18 protein-coding genes, 11 tRNA genes, 3 rRNA genes and 1 other annotated feature (1 of these 33 cut by a window edge) are annotated in these 25,128 nt (G+C 45.3%); of the genes, 1 reads left to right on the top strand and 31 read right to left on the bottom strand.

From position 1 onward, the window contains the following. Positions 1 to 27, bottom strand: a binding site (T-box leader) (it extends 203 nt beyond the left edge of the window). 46 nt (positions 28 to 73) lie between these two features. The 25 genes from gltX to ACXAD1_RS25565 all read right to left on the bottom strand — a co-directional run bounded on the left by gltX (position 74) and on the right by ACXAD1_RS25565 (position 19,154). Beyond that, a complete protein-coding gene (gene gltX, locus ACXAD1_RS25685) occupies positions 74 to 1,531 on the bottom strand; it encodes a glutamate--tRNA ligase (protein ID WP_206845706.1) in 1,458 nt (485 codons plus the stop codon). A 104-nt stretch (positions 1,532 to 1,635) separates the two neighbouring features. After that, positions 1,636 to 2,121: a 2-C-methyl-D-erythritol 2,4-cyclodiphosphate synthase gene (gene ispF, locus ACXAD1_RS25680; protein WP_474911401.1), complete on the bottom strand. Its 486-nt coding sequence runs from the start codon at positions 2,119 to 2,121 to the stop codon at positions 1,636 to 1,638. Positions 2,122 to 2,134: 13 nt separating this feature from the next. Then, a complete protein-coding gene (gene ispD / locus ACXAD1_RS25675) occupies positions 2,135 to 2,821 on the bottom strand; it encodes a 2-C-methyl-D-erythritol 4-phosphate cytidylyltransferase (protein ID WP_474911400.1) in 687 nt (228 codons plus the stop codon). 242 nt (positions 2,822 to 3,063) lie between these two features. After that, positions 3,064 to 4,152, bottom strand: a complete 1,089-nt coding sequence (locus ACXAD1_RS25670) for a PIN/TRAM domain-containing protein (protein WP_206845709.1) — start codon at positions 4,150 to 4,152, stop codon at positions 3,064 to 3,066. A gap of 228 nt (positions 4,153 to 4,380) precedes the next feature. Next, complete coding sequence (gene disA / locus ACXAD1_RS25665) at positions 4,381 to 5,454, bottom strand: DNA integrity scanning diadenylate cyclase DisA (protein ID WP_206845710.1); 1,074 nt, start codon at positions 5,452 to 5,454, stop codon at positions 4,381 to 4,383. A 2-nt stretch (positions 5,455 to 5,456) separates the two neighbouring features. Beyond that, positions 5,457 to 6,836 carry a DNA repair protein RadA gene (gene radA, locus ACXAD1_RS25660; protein ID WP_370221937.1) on the bottom strand — a complete coding sequence of 460 codons (1,380 nt, stop codon included), beginning with the start codon at positions 6,834 to 6,836 and terminating at the stop codon, positions 5,457 to 5,459. A gap of 395 nt (positions 6,837 to 7,231) precedes the next feature. Further along, a complete protein-coding gene (gene clpC, locus ACXAD1_RS25655; protein ID WP_206845712.1) occupies positions 7,232 to 9,682 on the bottom strand; it encodes an ATP-dependent Clp protease ATP-binding subunit in 2,451 nt (816 codons plus the stop codon). Between the two features lie 4 nt (positions 9,683 to 9,686). Beyond that, positions 9,687 to 10,766, bottom strand: a complete 1,080-nt coding sequence (locus ACXAD1_RS25650) for a protein arginine kinase (RefSeq protein WP_474911399.1) — start codon at positions 10,764 to 10,766, stop codon at positions 9,687 to 9,689. Positions 10,767 to 10,768: 2 nt separating this feature from the next. Continuing rightward, positions 10,769 to 11,317 carry a UvrB/UvrC motif-containing protein gene (locus ACXAD1_RS25645; RefSeq protein WP_474911398.1) on the bottom strand — a complete coding sequence of 183 codons (549 nt, stop codon included), beginning with the start codon at positions 11,315 to 11,317 and terminating at the stop codon, positions 10,769 to 10,771. Between the two features lie 23 nt (positions 11,318 to 11,340). Further along, positions 11,341 to 11,802, bottom strand: coding sequence for a CtsR family transcriptional regulator (locus ACXAD1_RS25640; protein WP_009336509.1), 462 nt, complete (start codon positions 11,800 to 11,802; stop codon positions 11,341 to 11,343). Positions 11,803 to 12,311: 509 nt separating this feature from the next. Continuing rightward, positions 12,312 to 12,428: ribosomal RNA gene (gene rrf, locus ACXAD1_RS25635) — 5S ribosomal RNA — on the bottom strand. Between the two features lie 78 nt (positions 12,429 to 12,506). Further along, positions 12,507 to 15,442: ribosomal RNA gene (locus tag ACXAD1_RS25630) — 23S ribosomal RNA — on the bottom strand. A gap of 207 nt (positions 15,443 to 15,649) precedes the next feature. After that, positions 15,650 to 17,199 (bottom strand): 16S ribosomal RNA (locus ACXAD1_RS25625). The 16S, 23S and 5S rRNA genes sit together here with 11 tRNA genes alongside, the layout of an rRNA operon. A gap of 98 nt (positions 17,200 to 17,297) precedes the next feature. Beyond that, positions 17,298 to 17,371, bottom strand: a tRNA-Gly gene (locus ACXAD1_RS25620). A gap of 23 nt (positions 17,372 to 17,394) precedes the next feature. Further along, positions 17,395 to 17,471: transfer RNA gene (locus ACXAD1_RS25615), tRNA-Pro, on the bottom strand. Positions 17,472 to 17,476: 5 nt separating this feature from the next. Next, positions 17,477 to 17,553 (bottom strand) — tRNA-Arg (locus tag ACXAD1_RS25610). A gap of 59 nt (positions 17,554 to 17,612) precedes the next feature. Continuing rightward, positions 17,613 to 17,698: transfer RNA gene (locus tag ACXAD1_RS25605), tRNA-Leu, on the bottom strand. Between the two features lie 59 nt (positions 17,699 to 17,757). Continuing rightward, a tRNA-Leu gene (locus tag ACXAD1_RS25600) sits at positions 17,758 to 17,842 on the bottom strand. 15 nt (positions 17,843 to 17,857) lie between these two features. After that, a tRNA-Lys gene (locus ACXAD1_RS25595) sits at positions 17,858 to 17,933 on the bottom strand. Between the two features lie 146 nt (positions 17,934 to 18,079). Further along, a tRNA-Gln gene (locus tag ACXAD1_RS25590) sits at positions 18,080 to 18,154 on the bottom strand. A gap of 8 nt (positions 18,155 to 18,162) precedes the next feature. Then, positions 18,163 to 18,238 (bottom strand) — tRNA-Asp (locus tag ACXAD1_RS25585). 32 nt (positions 18,239 to 18,270) lie between these two features. Then, positions 18,271 to 18,342, bottom strand: a tRNA-Glu gene (locus ACXAD1_RS25580). Between the two features lie 15 nt (positions 18,343 to 18,357). Next, positions 18,358 to 18,448: transfer RNA gene (locus ACXAD1_RS25575), tRNA-Ser, on the bottom strand. A gap of 5 nt (positions 18,449 to 18,453) precedes the next feature. Then, positions 18,454 to 18,528: transfer RNA gene (locus ACXAD1_RS25570), tRNA-Asn, on the bottom strand. A gap of 164 nt (positions 18,529 to 18,692) precedes the next feature. Beyond that, positions 18,693 to 19,154 carry a SprT family protein gene (locus tag ACXAD1_RS25565; RefSeq protein ID WP_206845431.1) on the bottom strand — a complete coding sequence of 154 codons (462 nt, stop codon included), beginning with the start codon at positions 19,152 to 19,154 and terminating at the stop codon, positions 18,693 to 18,695. 135 nt (positions 19,155 to 19,289) lie between these two features. Between ACXAD1_RS25565 and cmpA the strand changes: the two genes are divergently transcribed. Next, complete coding sequence (gene cmpA / locus ACXAD1_RS25560) at positions 19,290 to 19,403, top strand: cortex morphogenetic protein CmpA (RefSeq protein WP_009336300.1); 114 nt, start codon at positions 19,290 to 19,292, stop codon at positions 19,401 to 19,403. Positions 19,404 to 19,631: 228 nt separating this feature from the next. On the opposite strand, the gene ACXAD1_RS25555 is transcribed toward cmpA, so the two are convergent. The 6 genes from ACXAD1_RS25555 to ACXAD1_RS25530 all read right to left on the bottom strand — a co-directional run bounded on the left by ACXAD1_RS25555 (position 19,632) and on the right by ACXAD1_RS25530 (position 25,117). Beyond that, the gene (locus tag ACXAD1_RS25555; RefSeq protein ID WP_206845433.1) at positions 19,632 to 21,815 is read right to left on the bottom strand and encodes a Tex family protein; all 2,184 of its coding nucleotides are present in this window, start codon (positions 21,813 to 21,815) and stop codon (positions 19,632 to 19,634) included. 63 nt (positions 21,816 to 21,878) lie between these two features. After that, positions 21,879 to 22,475 (bottom strand): PP2C family serine/threonine-protein phosphatase, encoded by a 597-nt coding sequence (locus ACXAD1_RS25550; RefSeq protein WP_206845435.1) that lies wholly within the window; start codon positions 22,473 to 22,475, stop codon positions 21,879 to 21,881. Next, a complete protein-coding gene (gene sigB, locus ACXAD1_RS25545; protein WP_206845436.1) occupies positions 22,472 to 23,266 on the bottom strand; it encodes an RNA polymerase sigma factor SigB in 795 nt (264 codons plus the stop codon). The genes ACXAD1_RS25550 and sigB overlap by 4 nt, the downstream gene beginning before the upstream one ends. Then, positions 23,244 to 23,717: an anti-sigma B factor RsbW gene (gene rsbW, locus ACXAD1_RS25540; RefSeq protein WP_009336304.1), complete on the bottom strand. Its 474-nt coding sequence runs from the start codon at positions 23,715 to 23,717 to the stop codon at positions 23,244 to 23,246. Before rsbW ends, sigB begins: the two co-directional genes overlap by 23 nt. After that, positions 23,714 to 24,046: an anti-sigma factor antagonist gene (locus ACXAD1_RS25535; protein ID WP_009336305.1), complete on the bottom strand. Its 333-nt coding sequence runs from the start codon at positions 24,044 to 24,046 to the stop codon at positions 23,714 to 23,716. The genes rsbW and ACXAD1_RS25535 overlap by 4 nt, the downstream gene beginning before the upstream one ends. A 60-nt stretch (positions 24,047 to 24,106) precedes the next feature. After that, on the bottom strand, positions 24,107 to 25,117 hold the full coding sequence (locus tag ACXAD1_RS25530) for a PP2C family protein-serine/threonine phosphatase (RefSeq protein ID WP_206845437.1): 1,011 nt from the start codon (positions 25,115 to 25,117) through the stop codon (positions 24,107 to 24,109). Positions 25,118 to 25,128 lie beyond the last annotated feature (11 nt).

The following is a 25,128-nucleotide window of genomic DNA, read 5'->3' as shown; positions in this document are numbered from 1 at the left end:
CTTACTTTTCCTCTTCAACACTTTTCGATATAGAATAATTTACTTAATACTATATTACATTTTCTCCAAGATGTTAACCAATAATGCTCATTAATCGAGTTTTTACTTTTTCTTTTCCTAAAAGCTCGATTGCCTGCGGCAGATCCGGCCCATGGGTTTGGCCAGTAGTAGCTGAACGGATTGGCATGAACAGTTTCTTGCCCTTGTGGCCTGTTGACTTTTGCACAGCCTTCATGGCCGCTTTAATTCCATCCGCTTTGAACTCTGCCATATTGTCAATTTCCTGCAGGAACGCAGACAGCACTTCAGGAACTTGCTCTTCAGCCAGAACTTCATTCGCTTCTTCATCAACTGTCATTTCTTCTGTAAAGAACAGCTCTGAAAGCTCAGCAATTTGAGCGCCAAAGCTCATTTTTTCCTGGTAAAGAGTAATCAGGCTTCTAACCCAATCTTCATTTTCCTGCTGCCAGTTTTCACTGATCTTCCCTGCCTTTACCAGATGAGGGGCTGAAATGGCCACCAGACGGTCCTGATCAAGCTTTTTCATGTACTGATTATTCATCCATTCAAGCTTCTGCTTATCGAAAAGGGCAGGGGATTTTGATAATCTGCTTTCATCAAAGATATCAATGAATTCTTCTTTGGAGAAGATTTCTTCCTCGCCTGCAGGAGACCAGCCAAGCAAAGCAATAAAGTTAAAGAGCGCTTCCGGCAGGTAGCCGAGCTCTTCATACTGTTCAATGAACTGGATAATTGTTTCGTCCCGCTTGCTCAGTTTTTTGCGGCTTTCATTGACAATCAGCGTCATATGGCCAAACGTCGGAATGTCCCAGCCTAATGCTTCGTATATCATCTGCTGTTTGGGCGTATTGGAGATATGGTCATCCCCGCGCAGGACATGAGATATTTTCATAAGGTGGTCATCTACTGCTACAGCAAAGTTATAAGTAGGAGTGCCATCCTTTTTGACAATGACAAAATCACCAAAGCCATCAGATTCAAATGACACTTCGCCTTTTACCATGTCATTGAATGTCAATTCCCTGCCTTTTGGCACTAGAAAGCGGATGCTGGGCTTTCTGCCTTCTGCTTCCAGTGCAGCTCTTTCATCCTCTGTCAGATGACGGCATTTCCCTGAGTAAGCAGGAGTGTCGCCTTTTGAAGATTGAGCTTCACGCTCAGCTTCCAGCTCCTCTTCCGTACAATAGCATTTATAGGCATGCCCTTTGTCGAGCAATTCCTTGTAGTATGTTTCATAGATATGATTTCTTTCAGATTGGCGGTATGGGCCATATTCGCCTTCCTGGTCGATGCTTTCGTCCCAATCCATGCCAAGCCATTTTAAATAGTGAAGCTGGCTTTCTTCACCGCCTTCAATATTCCGCTTCTTATCTGTATCCTCAATGCGGATGATGAATTTTCCGCCTTTGCTTCTTGCAAACAAATAGTTGAAAAGCGCCGTTCTTGCATTTCCGATATGCAAATGTCCAGTCGGACTCGGAGCATAACGGACGCGGATTTCATTTGACATACTAACTGCCTCCTTAAAAATCTAAATCTGTTGAGTTTTTCGTCTTACCAGTAGACTGCATAAGCTATATTTTATCACTCAGATTTTTCTTCTGAAAGGTAATTTTACTGGTTCTCTTTCTTTTTCAGCAAAACAGCGGCCTGGGAAGCGATTCCCTCTCCCCGTCCTGTAAATCCAAGTTTTTCTGTAGTTGTTGCTTTCACATTGATATATTCTTTTTCGGTTTCAAGAAGCTCTGCAATCCGCTCCTGCATTTTTCCGATATGAGGAGACATTTTCGGCTTCTGGGCAATGATGGTGCAGTCTGCATTGACCAGCTCATATCCTTTTTCTTTTACGATTCCCCACACATGCGCAAGCAGCTTCGCAGAATCGGCATCCTTGAATTCAGGATCGGTATCAGGAAAATGCCGCCCAATGTCTCCTTCCCCAATTGCCCCAAGGCAGGCATCGGCCACTGTATGCAGCAGGACATCTGCATCCGAATGCCCCAGCAGCCCTTTCTCATATGGTATTTCAATACCCCCGATAATCAGCGGGCGTCCTTCTGCAAACTGATGAACATCAAAACCTTGTCCAATCCGAAACATGATACAATCTCCTTTACATATGGCTTCTTTTCTTTATAATTGCTTCCGCAAAATAAATATCTTCTGGCGTAGTCAGCTTAATATTATCGTAACTTCCCTCTACAATCACCACTTCATTGCCTAACCGCTCCATGAGGCTGGCATCATCTGTTCCTAAAAAACCGTCTTCCTCGGCCTTGCGGTGTGCATCAAGCAGAGAAGAGAGACGAAAGGCCTGCGGTGTTTGAACAGCCCACAGACAGGAGCGTTCAAGTGTTTCTGTAATCAAATTTCCGTCGGCTTTTTTTACGGTATCCTTCAGCGGCACTGCCAGAACAGCCGCTCCTTTTTCCCGGGCTGCTTTCACTAGCGGCACCAGTAACTCCCGGGTAATAAAAGGGCGGGCAGCGTCATGAACCAGCACCACATCCTCACCTGAAGCTGCTTTGGCCGCATTATAGACGCTATGCTGCCTTTCCTTCCCGCCTTCTACCATAGCAGTCACTTTCGTAATATGATACTTTTTTAACAGAACCTGCATTTCTTCCTCATCCTGAGGATTAATCGCCAAAAAAATGCCTGTGCACTCCGGGTCACTTTCAAAAACTCTTAACGTATGTATAAACACAGGGACATTCCCGATTTCCAGGAGAAGCTTATTCTTTCCCGCTCCCATTCTTTTCCCCTGCCCGGCTGCAGGGAGAATCACTTGATAATTCATATAATGGCTCCTATCTCCTAAGAAAAGCGCAAGCGCCTTGTCCACCCCCGACAAGCACAAGACGAGACTTTTGAAAAGTCGACCTTTGCTTTTTTGGGAGGATCGGCTTGTGACCTCGAGGGGGCAGGCGCTGGAGCTAGACAATTCTCGAAGTTCAATGTAATTTCTTACCTTCCTAAAAAGCAGGAAAAAGGCAGGGAAAACAATCTCCCTGCACGCTCTGTCCTACTTTCTATCATACATTATAAGGCTTTTTCCAAAAGCTTGGGTTTTGCAAAAATCATTCTTCCGGCTGAAGTCTGCAGTACACTTGTGACAAGAACATCAATATGTTTGCCAATATAATTTCTGCCTTCTTCCACAACGATCATCGTGCCGTCATCCAGATAAGCAATCCCCTGATTCTGTTCCTTGCCGTCCTTAATAACCTGTACCTTCATTTCTTCTCCTGGAAGCACAACGGGTTTGACGGCGTTGGCCAGGTCATTAATATTGAGGACTGCTACTTTTTGCAGTTCACAAACCTTGTTTAAGTTAAAATCATTGGTCACAACGACACCATTCGTTAGCTTAGCCAGCTTCACCAGCTTGCTGTCCACCTCTTGGATTTCTTCAAAATCGCCTTCATAGATTTCTACATTAATGGAAAGTTCTTTTTGAATCCGATTTAAAATATCCAATCCTCTTCGGCCGCGGTTGCGCTTTAATACATCTGATGAATCAGCAATATGCTGCAGTTCTTCCAGTACAAACTGCGGAATGACAATCGTGCCTTCCAAAAAGCCTGTCTGGCAAATATCAGCAATGCGGCCATCGATGATAACGCTTGTATCAAGGATCTTAAGTGATTTTTTAGGTGCAGCTTCAGGCTCAATCTCTTCTTCACTGCTCTTCTTCTTCTTGCTTGAAAATAGACTTAAAAGTTCATCCCGCTTTTTAAAGCCAACCTGAAACCCAAGATAGCCGAACAGCAGCGTCAGCACAATCGGAGCTACGGTATTCAGAATCGGGACCTCAATCGCATTTAGGGCATATCCGATTAAAAAAGCAATGACTAATCCAAAAACCAGGCCGACACTTCCAAAAATAATATCTGTTATAGGTACTTTTACCAGTGATTCTTCTGCCCATCTCACGAAATTGACGACATGATCAACCGCCCAAAAAGTTAAAAGATAAAAAATAATAGCACCTAAAATGGCGGACACATATGGATTATTTAAAAGAGGAATGTCATCTAAACTGATTAATTTTAATAAGTCAGGAATCAAAAATATACCCAGCGTTACTCCGATAATAAGGAAGCATGCCTGTACAATACGTTTTAACATTCCTTCACCTCCTTTTAATCATTATAAACAAATTCACAAAATTGAAACCTTGAATCTGGGAGATTTTCAATTTTATCCTTAAAATTATTTCACGATAGTAAAACAACGCACTTAAATCTGCTTAAATTTTTACTTTTACACACTTTAAGGGTAGCACCATTGGCAATAAACTGTCAAATAATTAACTTACCATTTTAGCATAACCAATTACATAGTTCAATGGTCTCTTTATAGCTGACGGTCCGCAAAAACCTGCTCTTTTATGAGCTTAAGTCCCTCTTTTATTTTTCTGGCCCTTACTTCACCGATTCCTTCTACTTCATCGAGCTCCTCTACTGTGGCTGTGATGATATTTGGAAATTCTTTAAACCGATTAATCAGATTATCGATAATAATTGGCGGGAGTCGGGGAACTTTATTCAGCATGCGGTAGCCGCGCGGGCATTTGAATTCTTCCGTGTGAATATACCCGTTGTAGCCAAGAAGCTTGAGAATGACAGAGTCTTCGAGCATTTCTCCTTTTGAAAGCTCCTGAAGCTTAATAAGTGCATCCCTGGAGTCGATGTCCCTTGATTGAGCATAGTCTTTTATAATCCATTCTGCTTCCCGTTCAAGCTCCATCAGCAGTTCGTTCATCTGAAGCCGAATCAGCCTTCCCTCTGTGCCCAGTTCGCTTAAATAGGTGAGGAGCTCGTTTTTAATGCGCAGAACCATTTCGATATTATGAAAAACATGAAGGATATCGCTGTATGTAACAAGCTCTTCAAATTCCAGGATGCTCAGGTTGCCGATACTCTGTTCAAGAACGACCTTATATTTTTCAAGCGTCTGCACGGCAACATTCGCCTTGGTTAAAATGACGCCAATATCACGCAGAGCATAACGGGAATGTCCTTTATAAAGGGTAATGACATTGCGCCTCTGGGAAATGGCAATCACTAATGCGCCTGTTTGCCGGGCAACCCGTTCTGCCGTCCGGTGCCGCATACCCGTTTCGGTAGAAGGCACACCCGGATCAGGAGCCAGCTGGGCGTTAGCTATTAGAATCTTATTTCCTTCTTCATTTAAGATAATGGCTCCATCCATCTTGGCAAGCTCATACAAATAGCTAGGCGAGAACGGGCAATTAATTTGGAATCCTCCATCAACAAGGTTACTAAGCTTTTCTTTTGATCCCAAAACAATCAGCCCGCCTGTATTGGCGCGAAGAACATTATCAATCCCTTCCCTGATAGGCGTACCGGGAGCCATGAACCGAAGGATTTCACTCATCGTTTTTTCGCTCATTTTTTTAGTCTCCATCTTTATCCCCCTAACGCAGCCTTTAATGCTTCACCGACGGAGCTTACTCCGATTAGTTCAATTCCTCCCGGTGCGCTCCAGCCGCCAAGATTGTTCGCCGGCAGGATAACCCGCTCAAAGCCCAGCTTGGCTGCCTCCTGCACTCTTTGTTCTATTCTTGATACTCTCCTGACCTCACCTGTGAGGCCTACTTCACCGATAATGCAGTCTGTTGCCATTGTTGGCTTATCCCGAAAGCTTGACGCAATGCTCACAGCAATGGCCAAATCAATTGCCGGTTCATCAAGCTTCACTCCGCCAGCGACCTTTAGGTAGGCATCCTGATTTTGCAGGAGCATCCCGACTCGTTTTTCCAATACCGCCATCAGGAGCGGAACCCGGTTATGATCAATTCCTGTCGCCATTCGCCTTGGGTTTCCAAAGCTTGTCGGGGAAATCAGCGCCTGAATTTCAACCAGAACTGGCCTTGTTCCTTCCATGGATGCCACGACGGTTGAACCTGCAGCTCCCTGTGATCGCTCTTCCAGGAAAATTTCTGACGGGTTTGCCACTTCCTCAAGCCCAAGTTCCTTCATTTCAAAAATGCCCATTTCGTTTGTTGATCCGAACCTGTTTTTAACCGCACGCAAAATCCTGTATGTATGATGGCGTTCACCTTCAAAGTACAAAACGGTATCTACCATATGCTCGAGAAGTCTTGGACCCGCAATGGAACCTTCCTTTGTAACATGCCCTACGATAAAAATGGCAATTCCCTTCGTTTTGCCGATGCGCATTAGCTCAGCAGTACATTCCCGAACCTGAGAAACGCTGCCCGGCGCCGAGGTCACTTCCGGATGAAAGATCGTCTGAATTGAGTCAATAATGACAAAGTCAGGATTCACTGAATCAATCGTTCTGCTGATTTCATCAAGGCTGGTTTCCGAATAAACGAGCAGGCTGTCAGAAGAAACACCTAAACGGTCAGCCCTCAGCTTCGTCTGGCGCATGGATTCTTCCCCTGATATATAGAGAACAGAATGCTTCCTGTTCGCCAGCTGTGATGACACTTGAAGAAGAAGCGTTGATTTCCCTATGCCCGGATCTCCTCCAATAAGAACAAGGGAGCCTCTTACAATTCCGCCACCAAGGACACGGTTTAATTCTTTTAAATCGGTATGTATGCGGGGTTCGCTGACTGTTTCAATGGATGTAATCGGTGTTGCTTTCGCCGCTATGGCCGATCCCTGTGAATGAGCAAAAGCACCTCTTCTCGTTGAAGCAGGCTTCTCCACCTCTTCCACCATTGTATTCCATTGTCCGCACCCCGGACATTTTCCCATCCATTTAGGTGACTCATAGCCGCATTCCTGACACATGAATTTCGTTTTTCTTTTAGCCATACTTCTTCCCCTCTCTGTACATTCATTCCAGCCGCATTAAAGGAAATCTTAATATTACCGGCCTTGCGTGAAAGAACCAGCGATGACAGAAGTACGGTTAACTTCCTATTCCCTTTTTTAACGGGTCTTAAAATGTTTTTGTCCTGTTATCTTTTTCTATCTTAAAATTAACATAAATCGGCAGAATAAACCTCTTTAAAGGCTGCCAGCATGATATGTCTGAAAGAGTGCAAAAAGGTACACGTATAACAGGGACGTGTACCTTTTTGCTGTGTAAAATCTTTTGATGCTATTAAAGCGGGAAAGCCATCGAGCAGAATTAAGACTGAACGTAGCGTCCTGCAGGATTAATCAAACAATCAGCGGGAATTAAGTCCCCACTGATTGAAGTCATCTTATTTCTGAAGATTTGGCGTCCCGCTTGGTTCAGCCGTTTTCACTACAAACTCTCCATCTTTCACATCGATTACTACGCTTTGCCCGGTTAGAACCGTTCCTTTTAACAGTTCTTCGGATAAGCGATCTTCAATATGCTTTTGAATCGCCCTGCGGAGCGGACGTGCTCCGTATTCTGGATCATAGCCTTCTACCGAGATTTTTTCTTTGGCTGCATCCGTCAATTCCAGTGTAATATCCTGTTCCTTCAATCGTTTCGTTAAGGTGTCAGACATAAGTGTAACGATTTCCTGAAGATGCTTTTTCTCCAATGCATGGAAAACGATGATTTCATCGATACGGTTCAGGAATTCCGGACGGAAGGACTTCTTCATTTCTTCCATTACTTTTCCTTTCATATCTTTGTAATCCTGTTCACCATCCTGGATGTTAAAGCCAACGTATTTGTTCCGCTTAAGTGCTTCTGCACCTACATTGGATGTCATAATCAGAACGGTATTGCGGAAATCGACGGTTCTGCCCTTAGAATCTGTTAATCTTCCGTCTTCCAATACCTGTAAAAGAATGTTGAATACATCAGGATGAGCCTTTTCAATTTCATCCAGAAGCACAACAGAATATGGTTTTCTGCGGACCTTTTCTGTTAACTGTCCGCCTTCTTCATATCCTACATAACCCGGAGGCGAACCTACCAGACGGGATGTAGAGTGCTTCTCCATGTATTCTGACATATCGATGCGGATCATCGCATCCTCGTCACCGAACATCGCTTCAGCTAATGCACGGGCTAACTCTGTTTTACCTACCCCTGTCGGCCCAAGGAATACAAACGAGCCAATCGGACGCTTCGGATCTTTAAGGCCTGCACGGGCACGGCGGACAGCCTTCGAAATGGCTTTAACCGCTTCTTCCTGTCCGATTACACGGGAATGAAGAATTTCTTCCAGATTAAGAAGCTTTTCTGTTTCTGTTTGGGCAAGCTTCGATACAGGGATTCCAGTCCAGCTGGCCACCACATTGGCAATGTCCTCAACCGTCACTTCACTGTTCTCTTTGCCCTGCTTTTCTTTCCATGTTTTTTTCGTTTCTTCGAGCTGTTCACGCAGGCGCTGCTCTGTATCTCTTAAGGAAGCCGCTTTTTCAAACTCCTGACTTTGAACGGCAGCGTCTTTTTCTTTCCTTACATCCTCCAGCTTAACCTCCAGTTCTTTCAGGTTTGGAGGCGTAGTATAAGAGCGAAGTCTTACCTTTGAACCCGCTTCGTCAATTAAATCAATTGCTTTATCCGGAAGGAAGCGGTCTGAGATGTAGCGATCTGAAAGTTTTACAGCTGCTTGAATGGCTGCATCCGTAATCGTCACACGATGGTGGGCCTCATAACGGTCACGAAGACCTTCAAGAATCTGTACCGATTCCTCCGCAGTCGGCTCATCAACCGTAATAGGCTGGAATCTTCTTTCAAGTGCCGCATCCTTTTCAATATATTTTCTGTATTCATCAAGAGTTGTTGCACCAATACACTGAAGTTCACCGCGGGCCAGAGAAGGCTTTAAGATGTTAGAAGCATCAATCGCACCTTCTGCTCCGCCTGCACCTATTAAGGTATGAAGCTCGTCAATAAATAAAATGATGTTTCCTGCCTGCCTGATTTCATCCATTACCTTCTTCAGGCGGTCTTCAAATTCACCGCGATACTTTGTTCCGGCAACTACTGTACCCATATCTAGCGTCATAACCCTTTTATCACGAAGAGTCTCCGGCACTTCATTATTAATGATCTGCTGTGCCAAGCCCTCTGCGATGGCTGTTTTACCTACCCCAGGCTCACCGATCAGAACCGGGTTGTTTTTCGTCCTGCGGCTTAAAACTTCGATTACACGCTGAATTTCTTTGCTTCGTCCAATTACCGGATCCAGGCTTCCTTCTCTGGCAATAGCAGTTAAGTCACGTGCCAATCCATCAAGAGTCGGTGTATTCGCATTGGCTGCGGAGCCACCCTGATGACTGCCGGACTCATTGCTGCCTAATAGCTGAAGCACTTGCTGGCGCGCTTTATTGAGGCTGACTCCAAGGTTATTCAAAACTCGGGCTGCCACGCCTTCACCCTCACGGATCAGGCCAAGCAGGATATGTTCTGTTCCTACATAGGAATGGCCAAGCTTTCTTGCTTCGTCCATCGAAAGTTCAATGACTTTCTTGGCACGCGGTGTATAGTGAATGGTCTGGGAAGCATCCTGCCCCCTGCCAATTAAATTCTCAACCTCTTTTTGGATCTTATCAGAGCCGAGGCCTAAAGCATAGAGAGCTTTTGCAGCAATGCCTTCACCTTCGCGTACAAGCCCCAGCAGAATATGCTCTGTTCCGATGTTGTTATGTCCTAAACGGATTGCTTCCTCCTGTGCTAAAGCCAATACTTTTTGAGCTCTTTCCGTAAATCGTCCGAACATCATATTTTCATCCTCCCAACTCTTGATCTTCCATTTTTAATCTTTCCCTAATTAATGAAGCCCTGCGGATATCGCGTTCATGCGGTCTGAGCGGCCCGCCTGCATATTGCTGCAGGAAACCGGGCTGTGTCAGGATCATCAGCTCATTCAATATATTTTTTGATATGTTTTTGATGTACTGCATATCAATCCCCAGGCGAACATCAGACAAGCATTGTGCTGCTTCCTTTGATTCAATGATCCGGCTATTCGATAAAATGCCATAAGAGCGGAAGACTCTGTCTTCTAATTGTATGTTAGAAGTCTTTGCTAATGCTTCCCTTGCCGATCTTTCCTGAGAAATCAGCTGACTGACAACGCTTTTCAGATCCTCTGCGATATCCTCTTCTGATTTTCCGAGAGTGATCTGGTTTGAAACTTGAAAGATATTACCTAAAGCTTCGCTGCCTTCCCCGTAAATTCCTCTAACAACTAACCCAAGCTGGTTAATTGCCGGAATAATTCTGTTCATTTGCTGTGTGAGAACAAGGCCAGGCAAATGCATCATAACAGATGCCCTTAGCCCTGTTCCTACATTTGTGGGGCAGCTTGTTAAAAAGCCAATATGTTCATCAAATGCATAGTCGGCTTCTTCCTCCAGCCAATCATCAATTTCATTTGCCATACTTAAGGCTTCAGTAAGCTGAAATCCCGGAAATAAGCATTGAATCCTTATATGGTCTTCTTCATTAATCATGATGCTGACTTCTTCATTTTCAGAAAGAAGGCAGGCACCATGAGTTGAATTCTCAGCAAGATGGGGACTGACCAGATGCTTTTCCATCAGCACTCTTTTTTGAAGAGGCTGAAGGCGATCCATTAATAAAAGCTCCATTTCCCCAAGTTTTGAAAATGAAGAATGCTCCACCCTCGCCTTTATTTTTTCAATGACCGCTTCTGCTTCTTCATTTGAAAATACAGTAGGGAATTTATATTGCTTCATATTGCGGGCGAGCCTGATTCGCGAACTTAAAACAATATCGGAATCAGGACCTTCCGCACTCATCCAGGAGCTAATAGCTTGATTCATGAAACGTTCCAGCGACAAGCTTACTCCCCTCCCTTTTGATCGGCATTGAGCTGCTTTTCCAGTTTCCTTATTTCGTCCCTCAATTCTGCCGCTCTTTCAAACTCTTCTTTTGAAATCATTTCTTTTAAATTATTTTTTAAATCATCAATATTCCTCCGCAGGTGAATGGTTCCCCCGATTCGTGCAGGAATTTTTCCGCTGTGTGAGGAATTCCCGCTGTGAAGCCTTCTAAGAATTGGGTTCAATTGATCTTTAAAAGTCTCATAGCAGTTGGCGCACCCAAAACGGCCTACTTTTATAAACTGCTGAAAGGTCAAGGAACATTGCTCACACTGCAGGACTTTCTCCTGCTGAAAAGGATCCTGGCCCGATTCCTGAAAGGCAGGCTGAATATTCAGAAGGCCAGCGAGCAAGTTATTTATTGAAAAACCAGACCCGCTGCCCAGCATAAACATTTCACCTTTTTCCTGTGAGCATTTCTCGCAAAGATGAAACTCTTCTTTCTCGCCATTTACAACCTTCGTAAAATGCAGCGTGGCTGGCCTTTGGTTACATTCCTGACAAATCATGACTTCACCTCCCCAGCTCCCTACTATTTATATTTCAAAGTGGTTAACATTGCCTTAAGCATTCTTGCCCTCAGCTCATCCCTGAATGGAAGATCAATATACAGGACAGAACGGTCTATAACACTAAGCATAATTTTAGCTTCCCTATGTGTTATTATCTCTTCTTCTACCAGACGGTAAATGACATTCTCTGCACTGCTCTGGGCAATCCTGCTCTGCACCAATGAAATTAACTGGTCAATTAAATCAGCATGGTCATAGGACTGGACTTTCATAATCCGAATGAAGCCCCCGCCTCCCCGCTTACTTTCTACTGCATATCCTTTCTCAATCGTAAAACGGGTGTTGATCACATAATTGATCTGAGAAGGAACACATTGGAACTTATCAGCAATTTCACTTCTTTTAATTTCCACGATTTCCCTTTCGCTCTTCTCTAAAACCTGTTTTAGATAATTTTCAATTATGTCGGATATATTCCTCACCAGGCCTCCCCCTATCTGACTTTGACTATATTTGACATTAATTATACATGATTTATGTAATTTCTTGCAATTGGCGGGTATTAATAATTTTCCCCCATTTTTTGACTTCCCAAACCTGAAAATGGAAGTTAATGTCGATAACAATATATTTTTGAATGGGCGGGTTTGTGCTTGGTTGGGAGAAGTTTTTTTAGAGGCTGGGAAGTGTGCTGCGCTTGATTGCCAGATGGACAGATGATATGGTTAGCTGTCCTGGCTTGATGTTCGGTCGGAATAGAGAGATGGAATCCTGCAGAATGGCTGAATGAACCTGCTGAATGCCCTGATTCTGGATTCTATGAAGCTGCGATGCAGTTAGCGATACTTTTATCTAGCATGAATTGAGCTTTATGAAGTAAACTCACATTTAGCTCAATTTCCCACTAAAAAGCAGAGTCCAAATAAGAAATTTGTATTCAATAAATCTCCAGACATACAAAAAAGAGCACCCATCAGGTGCTCTTTCATATGCCCGGCAGCGTCCTACTCTCACAGGGGGACAGCCCCCAACTACCATCGGCGCTGAGAAGCTTAACTTCCGTGTTCGGTATGGGAACGGGTGTGACCTTCTCGCTATCGCCACCGGACTATTTGGTTGAAGAAACTTCGTTCCCTCAAAACTAGATAATGTATGAAGAAGCATTTGCCGAGTATTCACCAATGACTTGGTTAAGTCCTCGATCGATTAGTATCAGTCAGCTCCACATGTCGCCACGCTTCCACCTCTGACCTATCAACCTGATCATCTTTCAGGGATCTTACTAGCTTGACGCTATGGGAAATCTCATCTCGAGGGGGGCTTCATGCTTAGATGCTTTCAGCACTTATCCCTTCCGCACATAGCTACCCAGCGATGCCTTTGGCAAGACAACTGGTACACCAGCGGTGCGTCCATCCCGGTCCTCTCGTACTAAGGACAGCTCCTCTCAAATTTCCTGCGCCCACGACGGATAGGGACCGAACTGTCTCACGACGTTCTGAACCCAGCTCGCGTACCGCTTTAATGGGCGAACAGCCCAACCCTTGGGACCGACTACAGCCCCAGGATGCGATGAGCCGACATCGAGGTGCCAAACCTCCCCGTCGATGTGGACTCTTGGGGGAGATAAGCCTGTTATCCCCGGGGTAGCTTTTATCCGTTGAGCGATGGCCCTTCCATGCGGAACCACCGGATCACTAAGCCCGACTTTCGTCCCTGCTCGACTTGTAGGTCTCGCAGTCAAGCTCCCTTGTGCCTTTACACTCTGCGAATGATTTCCAACCATTCTGAGGGAACCTTTGGGCGCCTCCGTTACTTTTTAGGAGGCGACCGCCCCAGTCAAACTGCCCACCTGACACTGTCTCCCGCCCCGATCAGGGGCGCGGGTTAGAATTTCAATACAGCCAGGGTAGTATCCCACCGACGCCTCCACCGAAGCTGGCGCTCCGGCTTCTCAGGCTCCTACCTATCCTGTACAAGCTGTACCAAAATTCAATATCAGGCTACAGTAAAGCTCCACGGGGTCTTTCCGTCCTGTCGCGGGTAACCTGCATCTTCACAGGTACTATAATTTCACCGAGTCTCTCGTTGAGACAGTGCCCAGATCGTTACGCCTTTCGTGCGGGTCGGAACTTACCCGACAAGGAATTTCGCTACCTTAGGACCGTTATAGTTACGGCCGCCGTTTACTGGGGCTTCGATTCAAAGCTTCGCTTGCGCTAACCTCTCCTCTTAACCTTCCAGCACCGGGCAGGCGTCAGCCCCTATACTTCGCCTTGCGGCTTCGCAGAGACCTGTGTTTTTGCTAAACAGTCGCCTGGGCCTATTCACTGCGGCTCATCAGGGCTATGCACCCTAATGAGCACCCCTTCTCCCGAAGTTACGGGGTCATTTTGCCGAGTTCCTTAACGAGAGTTCTCTCGCTCACCTTAGGATTCTCTCCTCGCCTACCTGTGTCGGTTTGCGGTACGGGCACCTTTTCCCTCGCTAGAGGCTTTTCTTGGCAGTGTGGAATCAGGAACTTCGGTACTAAATTTCCCTCGCCGTCACAGCTCAGCCTGTGTGGTAACGGGATTTGCCTCGTTACCGGCCTAACTGCTTGGACGCGCTAATCCAGCAGCGCGCTTACCCTATCCTCCTGCGTCCCCCCATTGCTCAAACGGTAAAGAGGTGGTACAGGAATATCAACCTGTTGTCCATCGCCTACGCTTTTCAGCCTCGGCTTAGGTCCCGACTAACCCTGAGCGGACGAGCCTTCCTCAGGAAACCTTAGGCATTCGGTGGATGGGATTCTCACCCATCTTTCGCTACTCATACCGGCATTCTCACTTCTAAGCGCTCCACCAGTCCTTGCGGTCTGGCTTCAACGCCCTTAGAACGCTCTCCTACCACTGACATCGGAAGATGTCAATCCACAGCTTCGGTGATACGTTTAGCCCCGGTACATTTTCGGCGCGGAGTCACTCGACCAGTGAGCTATTACGCACTCTTTAAATGGTGGCTGCTTCTAAGCCAACATCCTGGTTGTCTAAGCAACTCCACATCCTTTTCCACTTAACGTATACTTTGGGACCTTAGCTGGTGGTCTGGGCTGTTTCCCTCTTGACTACGGATCTTATCACTCGCAGTCTGACTCCCATGGATAAGTCTTTGGCATTCGGAGTTTGTCTGAATTCGGTAACCCGATGGGGGCCCCTAGTCCAAACAGTGCTCTACCTCCAAGACTCTTACTACATGAGGCTAGCCCTAAAGCTATTTCGGAGAGAACCAGCTATCTCCAAGTTCGATTGGAATTTCTCCGCTACCCACACCTCATCCCCGCACTTTTCAACGTGCGTGGGTTCGGGCCTCCATCCAGTGTTACCTGGACTTCACCCTGGACATGGGTAGATCACCTGGTTTCGGGTCTACGACCACATACTCATTCGCCCTATTCAGACTCGCTTTCGCTGCGGCTCCGTCTCTTCAACTTAACCTCGCATGTAATCGTAACTCGCCGGTTCATTCTACAAAAGGCACGCTATCACCCATTAACGGGCTCTAACTACTTGTAGGCACACGGTTTCAGGATCTCTTTCACTCCCCTTCCGGGGTGCTTTTCACCTTTCCCTCACGGTACTGGTTCACTATCGGTCACTAGGGAGTATTTAGCCTTGGGAGATGGTCCTCCCTGCTTCCGACGGGATTTCTCGTGTCCCGCCGTACTCAGGATCCACTCTGGAGGGAACGAAGTTTCAACTACAGGGCTTTTACCTTCTCTGGCCGGCCTTTCCAGACCTGTTCATTTACCTCGTTCCTTTGTAACTCCGTGTAGAGTGTCCTACAACCCCAAGAGGCAAGCCTCTTGGTTTGGGCTAATCCCGTTTCGCTCGCCGCTACTCAGGGAATCGCGTTTGCTTTCTCTTCCTCCGGGTACTTAGATGTTTCAGTTCCCCGGGTCTGCCTTCAATACCCTATGTATTCAGGTAAAGATCCTATCCCATTACGGATAGGGGGTTTCCCCATTCGGAAATCTCCGGATCAAAGCTTACTTACAGCTCCCCGAAGCATATCGGTGTTAGTACCGTCCTTCATCGGCTCCTAGTGCCAAGGCATTCACCGTGCGCCCTTTCTAACTTAACCGTATTTGACGGGTTCATCGAAGATGAACAAGCATCAAAGGTTTTTAACTCTATTTAACATAGAGAGAATTGACTAAAATGGCGATTACTCGGTTATTGCTTCTTCATTAACATTATCTAGTTTTCAAAGAACGACTCTTTCATTGAGAGATTGAACTCTCAAAACTGAACGAACAAAACACGTCACGTTTCATGTAAATATCCTTAGAAAGGAGGTGATCCAGCCGCACCTTCCGATACGGCTACCTTGTTACGACTTCACCCCAATCATCTGTCCCACCTTAGGCGGCTGGCTCCAAAAGGTTACCCCACCGACTTCGGGTGTTACAAACTCTCGTGGTGTGACGGGCGGTGTGTACAAGGCCCGGGAACGTATTCACCGCGGCATGCTGATCCGCGATTACTAGCGATTCCGGCTTCATGCAGGCGAGTTGCAGCCTGCAATCCGAACTGAGAATGGTTTTATGGGATTCGCTTAACCTCGCGGTCTCGCAGCCCTTTGTACCATCCATTGTAGCACGTGTGTAGCCCAGGTCATAAGGGGCATGATGATTTGACGTCATCCCCACCTTCCTCCGGTTTGTCACCGGCAGTCACCTTAGAGTGCCCAACTGAATGCTGGCAACTAAGATCAAGGGTTGCGCTCGTTGCGGGACTTAACCCAACATCTCACGACACGAGCTGACGACAACCATGCACCACCTGTCATCCTGTCCCCCGAAGGGGAACGCCCTATCTCTAGGGTTGTCAGGAGATGTCAAGACCTGGTAAGGTTCTTCGCGTTGCTTCGAATTAAACCACATGCTCCACCGCTTGTGCGGGCCCCCGTCAATTCCTTTGAGTTTCAGCCTTGCGGCCGTACTCCCCAGGCGGAGTGCTTAATGCGTTTGCTGCAGCACTAAAGGGCGGAAACCCTCTAACACTTAGCACTCATCGTTTACGGCGTGGACTACCAGGGTATCTAATCCTGTTTGCTCCCCACGCTTTCGCGCCTCAGCGTCAGTTACAGACCAAAGAGTCGCCTTCGCCACTGGTGTTCCTCCACATCTCTACGCATTTCACCGCTACACGTGGAATTCCACTCTTCTCTTCTGCACTCAAGTTCCCCAGTTTCCAATGACCCTCCCCGGTTGAGCCGGGGGCTTTCACATCAGACTTAAGGAACCGCCTGCGCGCGCTTTACGCCCAATAATTCCGGACAACGCTTGCCACCTACGTATTACCGCGGCTGCTGGCACGTAGTTAGCCGTGGCTTTCTGGTTAGGTACCGTCAAGGTACCGGCAGTTACTCCGATACTTATTCTTCCCTAACAACAGAGTTTTACGATCCGAAAACCTTCATCACTCACGCGGCGTTGCTCCGTCAGACTTTCGTCCATTGCGGAAGATTCCCTACTGCTGCCTCCCGTAGGAGTCTGGGCCGTGTCTCAGTCCCAGTGTGGCCGATCACCCTCTCAGGTCGGCTACGCATCGTCGCCTTGGTGAGCCGTTACCTCACCAACTAGCTAATGCGCCGCGGGCCCATCTGTAAGTGATAGCCGAAACCATCTTTCAGCTTTCCCTCATGTGAGGGAAAGAATCATCCGGTATTAGCCCCGGTTTCCCGGAGTTATCCCAGTCTTACAGGCAGGTTGCCCACGTGTTACTCACCCGTCCGCCGCTGACTTCAGGGAGCAAGCTCCCATCTGTCCGCTCGACTTGCATGTATTAGGCACGCCGCCAGCGTTCGTCCTGAGCCAGGATCAAACTCTCCATATAAGAGTTGATTAAGCTCATAAGTTGTCTTTTCAAAAAAGACTAAAGAATTAACGTTGACGTTTTTGTTCGTTCAGTTTTCAAAGATCAATCAGTAAGTTTGGAGCGGGTGAAGGGAATCGAACCCTCATCATCAGCTTGGAAGGCTGAGGTTTTACCACTAAACTACACCCGCATATAATATTATTGTTTCCCGAATGGTCGGGAAGACAGGATTCGAACCTGCGACCCCTTGGTCCCAAACCAAGTGCTCTACCAAGCTGAGCTACTCCCCGTAATATGGCGCGCCCGAGAGGAGTCGAACCCCTAACCTTTTGATCCGTAGTCAAACGCTCTATCCAATTGAGCTACGGGCGCATCTTTTAAAGCAACTCTTATATTATAACGACCTAAAATCAAAATGTCAACAACTTTTTTGGTGCGGCCGAGAGGACTTGAACCTCCACGGGGTTGCCCCCACTAGGCCCTCAACCTAGCGCGTCTGCCATTCCGCCACGACCGCTTAATGAAGCGACAAGTAACATCATACCAAAACGTGGTACTCATCTCAATGGTAATTAATGGTGCGGGTGAAGGGAGTCGAACCCCCACGCCTTGCGGCGCCAGATCCTAAGTCTGGTGCGTCTGCCAATTCCGCCACACCCGCAATTTGAAATTGAAATGGTGAGCCATGAAGGACTCGAACCTTCGACCCTCTGATTAAAAGTCAGATGCTCTACCGACTGAGCTAATGGCTCATACTTTTATGAGACTTCCTAAAGCCTGATAAGTGCAGTCAGATGTTCCAAAGCTAAACCGCTTTGTCACAGATTGCTATTCGGATGAAGAAATTCACTGATGCTGCAATCTGCTCTACCGACTGAGCTAATGGCTCATTTAAAAATGGCTGGGCTAGCAGGATTCGAACCTGCGAGTGACGGAGTCAAAGTCCGGTGCCTTACCGCTTGGCTATAGCCCAATAACAAATGGCGGTCCCGACGGGAATCGAACCCGCGATCTCCTGCGTGACAGGCAGGCATGTTAACCGCTACACCACGGGACCATCCATATAAATACCGTCGGAAACAAAAAAAGTGACCCGTACGGGATTCGAACCCGTGTTACCGCCGTGAAAGGGCGGTGTCTTAACCGCTTGACCAACGGGCCATTGTCAGAATTTTCTGGCGGAGAAGGAGGGATTTGAACCCTCGCGCCGCTTACGCGACCTACACCCTTAGCAGGGGCGCCTCTTCAGCCACTTGAGTACTTCCCCAAATATGGCTCCGCAGGCAGGATTCGAACCTGCGACCGTTCGGTTAACAGCCGAATGCTCTACCACTGAGCTACTGCGGAATAATAATGAACTTTATCGATAAAACAGTTAACACCTTATCGACTCTTCATATTATAAGGACGCTGGCTATAAAAGTCAAGCTTGTTTTTTAGAAGAATTTATTAGCTGTTTGTCCTGTTTGTCCTGCGACAATTATTAAATATAATGCGTATTTAATCTATTGTCAATTCTTTTTAAATACTAATTTCCCCTTGCATTTACCGCAGACATATTTATTCGTATCAACTATTCTTTTTCTTTGATAGGTTTGGCCGCATTCTTTACACATATAAACAAGAATCTTAGCAGCTTTATTTGTTTTTGGGCGATCAGGCAAGGCAGAACAATATCGAGGTGCTCCCACTTTTTTCATTAGCATTCTGAAATCCTGATCACGATGTTTATACCCTTTCCCTTCTAAATGCAAGTGATAATGACAGAGTTCGTGCTTAATAATCCCCTCTAATTCTTCGGCCCCAAGCTGTTCATAATACTTTTTATTTATTTCAACATGGTGTGAACTCAGCATATATCTTCCGCCAGTCGATCTAAGACGCAAATTAAAATAAGCCTGATGGCGAAAGGGCTTGCCGAAGCTTTCTAATGATATCTTTTCAACAAGTGTCTGAAGCTCCTGGTCATTCATAGCAATGTTTTTCCTCTCTTATCGTAAACATGACAACCTATTATAGCATACATTATATATACCTTTTATAGCTCTGAACTCCCTTAGCAGTCCAAGGGAGAATCATCAGATTCCAATACACGGGAGGTAAAACATATGCCTGTTTGGTTTCAAAATCAAATCCAGCGTGCCTTTTATGAAAAAGACCGCTATCAGATCAAACTGCTGAATCAGTGCTGGTTTTTCTATAGAAAGAAACACTGCTCTTAAAATGCTGAGAGCCTGAGATGAATACCAGCTAATATCAGCCACAACCTCCACCCGGAACCGCAGTCGACACTTTGCTGACTGAAATTGCATAGTCCAGCAGAACACATTCTCTGCAAACCTTAAAAGAATAGGCCAAATCACGCTAGAAATATTGATTTCCGATGTGATTTGGCTTATGACTCGAGAAGTCAATCTTTGAAGACAGTAAAACAAAGCAATATTTTTCAGTTAATTAGAGTGTTCAAGCATAGTTAAGGCGACTCTTCCCTTGTGCTTATCAACTGAGTCAACCCAGACTGTTACTACATCCCCAACAGACACGACATCCAGCGGGTGTTTAACAAATTGGCGGCTAAGTTTGGAAATATGAACAAGGCCATCCTGTTTGACTCCGATATCAACAAATGCACCAAAGTCTACTACATTTCTCACTGTACCTTGAAGCTCCATCCCTTCCTGCAGATCTTCAAGTTTCAGCACTTCTTTCTTTAGCAGCGGCTTTGGCAGCTCATCACGCGGATCTCTTTCCGGTCTCATTAAAGCATCAATAATATCTTTCAGTGTAAGTTCACCAATTTCAAGCTCCCGCGCTGTCTGGCTGATATTTATGCCTTTTAGTGCTTCCCTCAATGATTGCGTTCCAAGGTCACTGGATTTAAAGCCGAGATTAGCAAGCAATTTATTTACTTCTGCATATGTTTCCGGGTGTATTCCAGTCCGGTCCAGAGGTTCTTTTCCATCGTTAATCCGCAGGAAGCCTATCGCCTGTTCATAAGTTTTGGCCCCAAGGCGCGGAATCTTTTTCAACTGCTTGCGGTCTGTAAATTTCCCTTCTTCTTCCCGTTTCTTGATTATATTAGCGGCAACTGTTTTCGAAAGGCCAGCTACATGCTGCAGCAATGAAGATGACGCTGTATTCACATTAACACCCACTTGGTTTACCGCTGTCTCAACAACAAAAGAGAGTGATTCTGACAGTTTTTTCTGGGATACGTCATGCTGATATTGACCAACCCCCACGGACTTGGGATCAATCTTAACCAATTCTGCAAGAGGATCCTGGAGTCGGCGGGCGATGGATACGGCACTTCTTTCCTCTACCTGAAGATCAGGAAACTCTTCTCTGGCAAGATCTGAGGCAGAGTATACGCTCGCCCCTGCTTCATTGACAATTAGGTAGAATATTTCCTCTTTCATGTCCTTTAAAATGTCAGCGATGAACTGCTCGGTTTCCCTTGAGGCGGTTCCATTGCCGATGGCAACCATTTCTACTTTAAAGGTGTTTAGAATATGCACTACTTTCTCTCGTGCTTGTTTCGTTTTGGAAACAGGCGGATGCGGATATATGACACCGATATCAAGTACTTTTCCTGTCTCATTTACCACAGCCAGCTTGCAGCCAGTTCTGTAGGCAGGGTCTACACCAAGTACCATCTTGCCTTTTAATGGGGGCTGAAGCAGCAATTTTCTGAGATTTTCAGAAAAAATCATGATTGCCTGTTCTTCTGCTTTTTCAGTTAGTTCATTGCGGATTTCACGTTCAATCGAAGGCATAATCAGACGCTTGTATCCATCTTCAATAGCTTCCTTTACAATTGGCCCTGCAGAGGAGCGTTCATCCTTCACCCACTTTTTATATAAGTATTTTAAAATCAATTCGGTATTTGGCTTAATGTTAATCCTTAAAACTTCTTCTTTTTCACCGCGGTTTAATGCAAGTGTGCGGTGTGGAACAATCTTGCTCACTGGTTCCTCATACTCGTAATACATTTCATAAACGCCTTTTTCATCAATCTCTTTATTCTTCACAGAAGACTCAATGGTTCCCTTTTTGACTGTTTCCATACGGATCCATTTTCTGCTTTCTGCTTCATCTGATACCCATTCTGCGATAATATCTTTGGCTCCGGCAATTGCCTCTTCGGCTGTAGTTACTTCCTTTTCATCAGATAAAAATTCTTTTGCCTTTGCAGCCAGGGTTTCATTAAGGGGAAAAGTGAGAAGCCATTCAGCAAACGGTTCAAGCCCTTTTTCCTTTGCTGCAGTTGCTTTTGTGCGGCGCTTTTGCTTATACGGCCGGTATAAGTCTTCTACCTCCTGCAGCTTCACCGCTTTTTCAATTTTGGATTTTAGCCCTTCTGTCAACTTGCCCTGTTCTTCAACTAGGCGGACTACCTCTTCTTTACGCTGATTGAGATTTTGTATGTATTGCCAGCGCTCCATAATATCCCGGATTTGCACTTCATCCAGTGCGCCTGTCTGTTCCTTTCTGTATCGGGCAATGAACGGGACTGTGTTCCCTTCTTCCAGTAAGCTGATTGTGTTTTTTACTTGTTTAATGGCTATTGATAATTCCCCAGCGATTAGGTTTAGTACTTGATTTTGTCTATCCAAAGTTTTTTCCAAGATCATTCCTCCATCATAGAGTCTCACTTTTCATTTTATCAAAAAGAAAAACAAAAAGCTTACCCTGTTCTAGAGTAAGCTTCCAAGTATGAAAGTAGCATCATCTGAGGTAGATGGATACTGCTTTTTTATATCTTCCGAGATAAGATCAATAGGGAGAAATGCTTTCAGCAAAGATTTAACCCCTTGAATATTTAAGCCATCTGAATATATCAAAAACTTAGATTCCGCTTCATACGTAAACCGCTGGGTATGAAACACCTGCGGCCTTCCTGACAGATATCCAGTTACAGGCAGGGGATAAGTGAGTTTTCCAGTAGATGAATAAAGGAAAAACCGAATATTCCCTACACAGCTGTATACAAATTCCCTGGAGGCAAAATGAACTTTAAACAGCGCAACTGCTGCTCCTCTTTTTTGTAAAAGAACATCGTTGCAAAGCTTCATGAGTGTATCTACATCCTTCTCATGATGCTGCTCTACGACAGTAACAACAGCAGAAGAAGCTTCATACGCGAATTCCCCGCTTCCAAGGCCATCTGCCAGCACACATACAAAGTATTCATCAGTTGCGGTGAAGTAATATCCATCACCGCAAAAAGCTTTACCATCTTTAGCTGTCTGGTGAGCAATCACTTCGATGTTATCTCCAACCAATTTGGTCATGAAAGGCACTCCGAGTTATTTGTTTCAGAGTGGATCGCTTCCTGAAGCTTTTTGATTGCACGGCGCTGAAGCCTCGAGACATGCATCTGGGAAATCCCCAGTTTATCTCCAGCTTCTTTTTGGCTCATATTCTCAAGATATGTGTATTGTATAATTAATTTCTCTCTCTCAGACAGGACATGCAGGACTTTTTCAAGAACAAGCATTTGGTTTACTTTTTCATAGCCCTCGTCTACATTTCCGACGATATCCAGCAATGTAACTGTTCCGCCATCAGAATCGGCCTCGATTGAATGGTCAACAGAAAGCGCCTGATAGCTTTTTCCCATTTCCATTGCTTCGAGCACTTCTTCTTCTGATACACCCAGCACATCGGCTATTTCGTCCACTCTTGGAGACCTATGAAGTTCTGTTGTGAGCTCTTCAACGGTCGCTTTAATTTTTGGGCCCAATTCCTTTATGCGGCGCGGAACATGAACGCTCCAAGTTTTATCCCTTAAAAAGCGCTTAATTTCGCCGATAACCGTAGGAACAGCAAAAGCCTCAAACGTTTTGCCGAAAGACTCATCATAGCGGCGGATAGCCCCTAATAAGCCTATAATGCCTACCTGGACAATATCCTCATGATAAGATCTTCCTTTTGAGTACTTACGGGCAATGGCTTCGACTAAATTCTGATATTGAAGGACCAGGGCGTTTTGAGCTTCTTCATCCTGGTGAAGCTGGTAGGCTTTAATTAAAGCATTTGTTTCTTCTTTGGATTTTTGATTAGGTTGAGATTGTTTTTGCATCCCTCTCCACCTGCTCTCCCTCTAGGTATTTGGTCATAAAGACCGTAACACCCTCTTTATGATGAATTCTTACTTCATCCATCAATGTTTCAATTAGGTATAGACCCAAGCCTCCTTCACGCAGGAATTCCACAGAATCAGTCTGGTCGTATGGCCCAATGCCTTGTCTTGCAGATTGGAAGTCAAAACTTTTTCCGCTGTCTGCGACCATTACCTCTAGACGGTCAGTGTATAAACCGAACCCGATGACTACTTCTCCTTGCTCATTCTGTTTGTATGCGTGTTGGACTGCATTGGTGCAAGCTTCACTTGTAGCGATTTTAAGATCTTCAATTTCTTCATATGCAAATCCCATTCTGCTGGCAATCCCTGATAGCGTCAGGCGGATTACCCCGACAAATTCCGGCTTAGCCGGAATTTTCACCTCTATATAATCAAATGGCTCGTTCATTGTACTCCACCTTCAATCCCGCTGTTAATATCAATAATATCGGCTAGGCCTGTAATTTCGAAAAGTCTCTTTAAACGGTCCGACAAGCCAACAATCTGAAATTTGCCGTTATTGGCGCGGACATTTTTAAATACACCAACAAATACACCTAAGCCGGTACTATCCATATAAGAGACTTCAGATAGGTTGACCACCATTTCTACGCCCTCTTTTTCTGTTAAAGGAAACAGCTCTTCACGGAGTTTAGGAGCTGTATACGCATCAATTTCTCCGCTTACCATTGCTTCAATCAGCATATCATTTTCTTTTACATCTATTGTAATATTCATAACTGACCCACCTCTTTACATGTCAACTGCTTTTTAATAGTTACCCGCTTTTAAAACCCATTAAACATTTCTTTTTAAAATAATTAAGGTAAAATCGTCCCGCAATTGAAAATGCTGAAGTTTTTCAAGTTCTTTATATACGTTATTAACAATTTCCTGTGCACTTAAATGAATGTATTTCTTGATTAATTCCAGCAATGATTCCTTTTCTATAAACCCTTCTTCTGTACGGCATTCAGTAACCCCATCTGACATTAATATAATCATATCTCCGGGATTTACTCCTTTTTCATACTGGCGGTATTTAGTTTTTTTATCAATGCCGAGAAGGAGGCCTTTCGCTGTCAGTTCGGTAAATTCACCCGTCTCAGCAGCAAAGAATAGTCCAGGTTCGTGTCCGGCAGAACCGTAAGAGAACATATGGCTGTTCGTATCATATATTCCATAAAACATAGTAATGAACATTGTTAAATCTACGTTCTGTTCTACGACCCGATTCAGATTTTCCAGAACCGTTTTAGGGTCATTACGGTTTTCAGGCAAACTGTCCATGGCATATTTAATCATGGACATACACAAGGCCGCCGGCAGCCCTTTACCGATTACATCAGCAATGGCTATGCTGATTGTGCTGTTTTCATCCTGAACAAAATGGAAATAATCACCGTTCATATGCTTGGCAGGAACACTTATGGCGCCAATATCCAAACCTTCAACAGAAGGAACCTGTGTTCCCAGCAAGGTCTGCTGGACGTTCGCAGCTATTTCCATTTCTGTCCTGAGTTCCTGCTGAATATGCTTTAAGTTCTGGTGTTCCCGATAGGCAAAACCATAGCCTATCATGACTTCCAGAAGGATATCAAAAGAATGGTGAACATACTCAGGCAAGTCAGGATAAAGTTCGCCCATCAGACTTTTATGAACGCTGATAATCTCTTCAGGAGAGATTTTGTGCTCGATCGACTTCCTGCTGAACTTTTGGCCCTGATACAAAGCCTGTTCAGATTGTTCCTTAATATAATTCTCAAGAATATCCCGATACTTTGATTCCATCATTTCTCGGAAATCCATACCGCTTCCCC

It is taken from the genome of Cytobacillus sp. ABV4_503 (assembly GCF_056158445.1).
This window is presented reverse-complemented; position numbering and strand designations above follow the sequence as displayed.